This is a genomic window from Streptomyces sp. DH12, assembly GCF_020873895.1.
Classification (GTDB): domain Bacteria; phylum Actinomycetota; class Actinomycetes; order Streptomycetales; family Streptomycetaceae; genus Streptomyces.
The window spans coordinates 1-467 of record NZ_JAHWGT010000935.1 but is presented as its reverse complement, the minus strand read 5'-3'; the positions used below and the strand labels follow the sequence as shown (position 1 = coordinate 467).

Annotated in this window: 1 protein-coding gene; it reads right to left on the bottom strand. The window is 63.0% G+C overall.

Annotated elements, in window-relative coordinates; all coding sequences use genetic code 11:
* Nucleotides 1-246, bottom strand: a 246-nt coding sequence (locus tag LPA54_RS43185; protein WP_368857902.1) for a metallopeptidase family protein, incomplete at its 3' end; no start/stop codon positions are given.
* Nucleotides 247-467: the final 221 nt, after the last annotated feature.

The following is a 467-nucleotide window of genomic DNA, read 5'->3' as shown; positions in this document are numbered from 1 at the left end:
CTCTACTGGGGTGCCAGTCAGCGCTGAGAGCTGTTCGACGAGAGTGCGATGAACGAGGATGGCTAATCCGCGCCTACTGGCCGTCCTTAACTCGAGGGGTCGTCGATAGATGACAATTTTGGCGGGGGAGTGCTCGCTACCGTCGACGGCAGAGGACAGCGGTACCCGCCCCTCCGTCCAGTCTGGCATGGTCGGGACATCCTCAGCCCCGACGACAACGTTGTCAAGGATCCCCGGGCACGACATGTGTACTTGCTGAACGGCCTGCGTCAGACAGGCCGTGAAAAACTCGGCGTGGGTGGGATCAACGCGGTCGATGCGTCCGCCGTAGGAGCGAGGCAAGACGACGGGCCCGCGCTGGCCACGACTATGACGGTTGCGACGCTTGGACATGCCGCCACTGTATTGCGGTTGGGCACGTAGTGCGACGAAGAGCGGGTGTGTGGTGTACCGGGGCACCGATGGTC